The sequence below is a fragment of the Pedobacter sp. 05L430 genome, from assembly GCF_056397585.1.
In genome coordinates this window covers 1-6291 of record NZ_JBFTNT010000293.1, presented here as the reverse complement: position 1 = coordinate 6291, position 6291 = coordinate 1, and the positions used below count along the sequence as shown (strand labels likewise).

The 6291-nt window shown below is 42.8% G+C and carries 10 protein-coding genes; 5 read left to right on the top strand and 5 right to left on the bottom strand.

Annotated elements, in window-relative coordinates:
- Positions 1-515: class I SAM-dependent methyltransferase (locus AC1DG9_RS22850; protein ID WP_477635298.1), on the top strand; the 515-nt coding region annotated here is incomplete at its 5' end.
- Positions 516-572: 57 nt separating this feature from the next.
- Here AC1DG9_RS22850 and AC1DG9_RS22845 read toward each other — a convergent pair.
- Positions 573-779, bottom strand: a complete 207-nt coding sequence (locus AC1DG9_RS22845; protein ID WP_337714929.1) for a hypothetical protein — start codon at positions 777-779, stop codon at positions 573-575.
- Positions 780-1156: 377 nt separating this feature from the next.
- Between AC1DG9_RS22845 and AC1DG9_RS22840 the strand changes: the two genes are divergently transcribed.
- Both AC1DG9_RS22840 and AC1DG9_RS22835 read left to right on the top strand, forming a co-directional pair.
- Positions 1157-2221: a glycoside hydrolase family 43 protein gene (locus AC1DG9_RS22840; protein WP_288880045.1), complete on the top strand. Its 1065-nt coding sequence runs from the start codon at positions 1157-1159 to the stop codon at positions 2219-2221.
- A 94-nt stretch (positions 2222-2315) separates the two neighbouring features.
- Positions 2316-2573, top strand: coding sequence for a hypothetical protein (locus AC1DG9_RS22835; RefSeq protein ID WP_172663403.1), 258 nt, complete (start codon positions 2316-2318; stop codon positions 2571-2573).
- Positions 2574-2880: 307 nt separating this feature from the next.
- Here AC1DG9_RS22835 and AC1DG9_RS22830 read toward each other — a convergent pair whose 3' ends face one another.
- Positions 2881-3147, bottom strand: coding sequence for a hypothetical protein (locus AC1DG9_RS22830; RefSeq protein WP_172663402.1), 267 nt, complete (start codon positions 3145-3147; stop codon positions 2881-2883).
- A gap of 789 nt (positions 3148-3936) precedes the next feature.
- Between AC1DG9_RS22830 and AC1DG9_RS22825 the strand changes: the two genes are divergently transcribed.
- Positions 3937-4299, top strand: a complete 363-nt coding sequence (locus tag AC1DG9_RS22825; RefSeq protein WP_477635297.1) for a nuclear transport factor 2 family protein — start codon at positions 3937-3939, stop codon at positions 4297-4299.
- 49 nt (positions 4300-4348) lie between these two features.
- On the opposite strand, the gene AC1DG9_RS22820 is transcribed toward AC1DG9_RS22825, so the two are convergent.
- The 3 genes from AC1DG9_RS22820 to AC1DG9_RS22810 are packed head-to-tail and all read right to left on the bottom strand — an operon-like array spanning position 4349 to position 5916.
- Positions 4349-4708: a cupin domain-containing protein gene (locus AC1DG9_RS22820; protein WP_172663400.1), complete on the bottom strand. Its 360-nt coding sequence runs from the start codon at positions 4706-4708 to the stop codon at positions 4349-4351.
- 18 nt (positions 4709-4726) lie between these two features.
- Entirely contained in the window at positions 4727-5257 is a 531-nt protein-coding gene (locus tag AC1DG9_RS22815) for a DinB family protein (protein ID WP_477635296.1), read from the bottom strand.
- A gap of 14 nt (positions 5258-5271) precedes the next feature.
- Entirely contained in the window at positions 5272-5916 is a 645-nt protein-coding gene (locus tag AC1DG9_RS22810; RefSeq protein WP_288880033.1) for a class I SAM-dependent DNA methyltransferase, read from the bottom strand.
- A gap of 89 nt (positions 5917-6005) precedes the next feature.
- On the opposite strand from AC1DG9_RS22810, the gene AC1DG9_RS22805 reads away from it, so the two are divergent.
- A partial coding sequence (locus AC1DG9_RS22805) for an NAD-dependent epimerase/dehydratase family protein (RefSeq protein ID WP_477635295.1) occupies positions 6006-6291 on the top strand: 286 nt, incomplete at its 3' end.

Below are 6291 nucleotides of genomic sequence, written 5' to 3'. Positions count from 1 at the left end.
GAACAGGTAGAAACATCTTTTATGCCTTAAGTACAGGTGCAGTGGTTTTTGGTGTCGATCGGAACCCGGATGCGATCGCGCAGCTAAGAAGTATTACTGGCTCATTTCCGCAGGTCAACCCGGATGAACACTTTTTGGTGGCATCGGTAGAAGAGCTACCCTTCGAAAGTGAAACCTTTGATCTGGTCATCAGCAGCGCCGTATTACATTTTGCAGAAAACCAGGGTCAGTTTGATCGTATGCTCAGGTCAATGTGGAGGGTGCTTAAACCCGGCGGGTATTTTTTCTGTCGGCTGGCCTCAGAAATTGGCATCGAATCATTGGTCAGGTTCATCGGTAATGGGAGGTATATTCTTCCCGACGGATCGGAACGCTTCCTGGTCAATCAGCAGATGCTGCTTAGATTGACCAGCCAAATTGGTGGGGAGCTTCACGAACCCATAAAAACTACCAATGTTCAGAACCTGAGAAGTATGACTACCTGGTGTGTGCGTAAAGCCAGGTCCACTGATTAGTGATCAGTACAGCAAGTTTAGGGTGGGTTTTTTACCTTCGATGCCGCTGCTTTGATGTTATCTTGTGAAAATTTCTTTGTTCCAGGTTTGGGGGAGTATAGATTTGGTGAGGTAAATCAGTCTGTTGTTCTTAAAGATGATTTCGCTGTATGGTGCACGGTGATCGGTTTCTTCGGGCATGATGAGTTTCCCGTTCTTTAAGAATGCTTTATAAATGTCGCCGCTTTCCGGCTTTTGGATTCTGTCTGTCCAGTCGGTAATCATTGCATAACCCTGTCGGAATGATATTTTCAGGCGTCTGGTATTTTTTTTATTTTCCCAAAGCCCTTCAAATTGCTTTTGTGTCCGTTTTTCTATAGTCGGATCTTGTGCCTGGGAATGTAAAGCTGCCAGTAAAAAAATAGTGTTAGGAGCGTTCTGACGATTCCTGCCATATTATTTCTGTTGGTTGATCTTAATAAATGGTTATAAAAGTCAGGCAAACTTTGAAGATACTAAAAAATGTGCTTGGTGAGGTTATTCGCCACAATAGTAAATGTATCAGTCTCAAATCAGACAAGCTGATTACAATAAAATGCGATCAGGGATGAAAATCCGGGAAAATATCCCCATATTAAATTTCCGAATTTAACTTAAATAAGATGATGAGAAAGATCTGGATTGGCCTGTTATCTCTGCTGATGGCTGTTGGCGGTGCAAAAGCGCAGTTTATCGCAAACCCTTTGCCCATTCCTTTTGGAGATCCTTATGTAATGTATGACCAGGGGAAATACTATATGTACGGCACCGGAGGCGACGTAAAAAACGGATTTGGCGCCTATTCATCGAGTAATTTAAAAGAATGGAAATTTGAAGGACAGGTTTATCATCACGATAATCCCAATGGCTGGGGCATACATTCCTTTTGGGCGCCTGAGGTGTACAAGAAAGGTGGTAAGTATTATATGTTATATAGCGCCCAGTGGAAGCAAAATCCCAATCAGGAAAAAGAAAATTTCAAGATCGGAGTAGCCGTTTCAGATAAACCGACCGGCCCTTTTATCGACCTGAATGACCGCCCCATCTTTGATCCGGGGTACCCGATTATCGATGCCAATTTGCTGGTTGAAAATGGTAAAATCTATTTATACTATTCCAGATGCTGCTATAAGCACCCGGTGGCTAGTGAGGTCGCGCAGTGGGCGAAAAAAAGGGGATGGTATAATGAGGTGGAAGAAAGCTGGGTGTATGGGGTAGAGCTGAAAACGGATTTTTCGGGCACCATAGGGGCGCCTGTGCTGCTGCTGCGTCCACCAGTTAAAATGGGCAGCATCAAAGAGGAGTGGGAAAGCCGTTCGGTAACTGCAAAGGAAGTAAACCGAAGATGGACCGAAGGCTCTTACATCTTTAAAAAAGATAAAATTTATTACATGATGTACTCGGCAAATAACTTTGACGGGCAGAATTATGCCATAGGTTATGCTACCTCAAAAAGTCCTTTAGGGCCATTTAAAAAGGCGGATAACAATCCTGTTTTACAGAGAAGTGGAAAGGTAAGCGGAACCGGGCACAACAGCATAACCTATACGCCTGACGGCAAGCAGATGCTTTGCGTGTATCATGGGCGTACTGAGGCCACAGGACATCAAAGACTGGTATTCATTGACAAAATGGAGGTTGCCAAAGATGGTAGGTTAATGGTGCATGGACCGACTTTGAAAGATTAGCCGTTAAAACTCGGGGTCAGCACATTTGTTTGGGTTTGATCGCTAATTTCGCAGGGATTTAGTAAATTAGGTATAGTCAATTCATGTTTATATTATGGATACGCACAATTTTAAATTCATTAAAAGATCAAAGGCTAAACCCACTCATCTAGTAGCCTATCAGCCCTTTGACGGATATGAGGCTTATTATCAACCTAAAAAGAATCGACATCTGTTTACCATTTATGACCCTGTCAAAGAACTCTATCATACCTTCGAACACAATGGGACATCTACCAGATTCAGAGATATTGTTAAGGATTTAATGTATATAGTAAGAAATGTAATCAGGCAACCGGAAAGGTACAGGTAAACCTGTTTCAATTCGTAATTTTGTAATTTAAGGCAATCCATGAAAATTAATTAAATCTTCCTGGAGTTACGCTGACTGGTTTTGGAATGATTCCGTTGTTGCTGTCTTTATTAAAAGCTGAAAAAATATTCTGTAAAAGCCGGATTGACACTTCCAGCCGCTTCCCTGGCCTAATGTCATTTATGTTGTGTAGCCAAATTAGGCTTCCCGTGTAGCACTTGTATAATTTAGGCATTTGATTGCCTGGGACTGTAACCAATCGTAAATAGTTTTAAAGTAACAGACTTCACAACCAGATATTGAAAAATCATAAGTAACGCTTATGTACGATGAAGGTTGTTGCCAGAAGCTTTTGATTGGCACAAGATAAAAGATACTCCGAGTCCATTGCGTATACCTGTTCAACCATTTCTGGTCTGTTGGCATGTGGGATAATTTCAAATGCTGATTCGTCCAAGTACTCATACATGTCTGCATTAATGGTAATGATAGCCACATAGTGATAGCCTGTTCTTTTCCATTCCTGGTAAATATCTATGTCAAATTCGTAATAACCATTCCTGAGCTCGTTCATGCCTGTAAAGTAAGTTTTTATTTGTCAAATTACATGGTAATTAACGATCYTCTTTGTACACGTGATTTTGCGAAGAATGACCAATGTTGTTCCGGGCCTGCAACAAATTTCAGGATTTCCGAACTTATGTCAGGATAAACTATTATTGCTTTAATTTTTTTATTATGATCCCATTCCTCTGCGAGATCAATAGTAAGATGACAATAATGGTGATTCCCAACAAAGGCGCATGTGGGCGGGTAATTTATATAGAAATATTGCTTTATGACATTAGACTTTCACCATTCGATAGGTTTGTTAAAATAAAAGAGGATAAACGAAATTAAATCGTTTATCTTATTGATATTTTACAATGGATATTCAAGCAGCGTTAAGCGCACTATCTAACCAGCGCTGACTCATCAGCTCCTGGTAGGTCTTTTGAAAGACTATAAACGACCAAATGATAAGATATTGTTTTTTTAAGCAGACGGTCTGATCGAACCGGCCAAAAAAGACTTTATACTGCAGGTAGGTACCTAGGTTCTGGACGACCTGAAAGCGCACTGCTCGCCAACCACATACTTGGACCAAGCTACCTTTCAATGGAAAATGCGTTCGCCCATAACGGGCTAATTCCAGAGAAGGTTTTTGTGGTCACTTCAATCACTACAAAAACATCGAGGAAATTTCGAACCAAAAGTGGACTGTGATACCTATACTAAAAGGCAGGAGTAACCGACCTAACAAACTTTCTATTAAGGACTGGTTTAATTTTTTAAATTATGCAGGTTTTTTAAACTATACTTTATGAAAATAACAGAAGAATTCGCGCTGGAATTTGCGYAGGAATGGATCAGTGCTTTTAACGCGCATGACCTGGAAAGGGTGTTAAGTCATTACTCAGCGGATTTTGTCATTAAATCTCCGGTGGCAGCCCGTCTGTTGGATCTGCAGGATGGTGTCGTTTCGGGAAAGGAAGCTGTCAGGGCTTACTGGATCCGTGCACTGGAGAAAATGCCAGACCTGCATTTTGAGCTACTGGATGTTTTAGTCGGTACCGATGGACTGACTTTATACTACCTGAATACTGGTTCAGGTAAAAAAACAGYAGAGGTGATGACTTTTAACGGGCAGGGGTTGGTATGCCAGGTTGCTGCATATTACGGGTAATTTTTTGTTTTGGTGCAGAATCCTGCTCAAATTTTATCCCTGAGGTAATTCAAGAATTATCGCTTTTGGGATCAGATTCTTTTTTGACTGTTTCCATGTCCTGGTGCTCGAAGGTGAGATTGACAGATCGCTCTGCTTTCGGACGTGTTTGGTGAAGGGTGTTCCTGGGTATGGTAAAAAGCTGACCGGGATAGAGTTCAATTATCTGGTCTTCCAGTTCTATAACCAATATTCCTTCTACCCCAAGGAAACTTTCATCCGAATTAGGATGAAAGTGCCAGTAATAGGGCTGGGTCATGATGCTTAGCCGCACCACATGGTCGTTTACCAGACTGATTGGCAGGTTGCTGTAATCTTCGGTTATCGTTTGGCCGAGTTGGGCGGGGTTGAGCAGTGTCAGGGATTTCATAAGTATATCTTTTTCTAATTAACGATGGTTATTCAGGTAGCGGGTACGTATGATCTCCAGGTGATGAAGTTCATGGCCTGCAATATGGTAGGCCAKGGCGCTGATGGTGACTGGGATTCCATAAAGTAATCCGGTATAGGTTAAACTTTTCTCGGGCATGCTTTGGAGTAGGCTTATGGTGGCTTTTCTCTGGCTGGCGAATTCGTCCAGCAGGTCTTTGATGTTTCTGCTGTCGGCGCCGGATGTCTTTACATAGACTTCTGCGTCGAATCCTTCCATCGGAGTCTGATCATTTCTTGCGGTGCGTAGGATCCGGTAGCTGTATATGCGTTCCATATCGGTCATGTGCAGCAGGGTTTCCTTGATGCTGTATTTGCCGGGTGCATAGCGGAAAAGAAGCTGCGCTTCGGTTAAATATTGTAGCTGGGCAAAGGTTTTTTTGATGTTTTCTTGCAGATGATGGAACAGATCGTGATCGGGTATGAGTCTGGCTAGGGGCGGTTCCTCTTTGAGTAGCTGCTGGTCAGTAGGAGGGGGAATGATTTTCATAGTATTTTTTCTTGTTATTTTCGGCTTTTCACGCATTTGATATAAGCCCTTTGGGTCTGGTGTTCACTCGGATAGGGATAACGCACGAGCGCATCTTTGATTTCAAATCCGGCATCTTTCAGGCTTTGGATGACCTGGTCCGGGTCAAACATATAGAAGTCGATGTCTACTTTTTCATCGAACCATTCGTCCAGGTGAATGAACTTATCCCCGCAATGGAAGGACAGGAGAAATTGAGCCTTTGGTTTGAGGATTTTATGGACTTGTGTGAATACCTGTGGCAGCTGATCCGGATAGAAATGGACGATGGCATAAAACGCGATGGCGGATCCGTAGGTGTTTTCGGGTAGAGTGAGGGTCAGCAGGTCTCCGGTTTGGAAGTCGATGTCCGGGTGCAGTTTTTTGGCCTGGCTGATCATTTCCGGGCTGAGGTCTAGCCCGGTAATTTCGGTTTGCCCGGCGTCTTTTAGAAACCTGGTGGTTTGTCCCGGCCCACATCCCAGATCGATCAGGGTGCCTTTTCTTTTGTTGTCTTTGGCAAAGGCTTCCAGCAGTAATCTGTCCAGTGGCTTTTCTTGCAACTCATCTTTGAACTGAACGGCATATTTTTTGGCAACCTTATCGTAGATGGCTGCTATGGAGGTTTTCGGTTTGGCCATGGTCATTTTTTCTTTTTGCCTATCTTAAATATAAACCTTCTAATGGGATGCTTTGTTTTTTCGAGAGTGTTCATTTAAAAACGAGATTTATGCATATCATTTTAGGAGGTACCGGAAATATCGGATCTGTTTTGGCTGCCAGGCTGTTGGAACGGGGAGAAAAAGTGACGATTGTTTCTCATGATGAGAAAAAGAAAAAAGAATGGGAGGATAAAGGAGYGCAGGTGGCGGTGGTCAATGTGCTGGAGGTGGATAAATTGCGGAAGGTGTTTGATACCGGGGAACGTTTGTTTTTATTGAACCCGCCTGCTGATCCTTCTACCGACACGGTTAAAGAGGAGGAGAAAACTGTAACGGCGATCCTTGCTGCTTTGC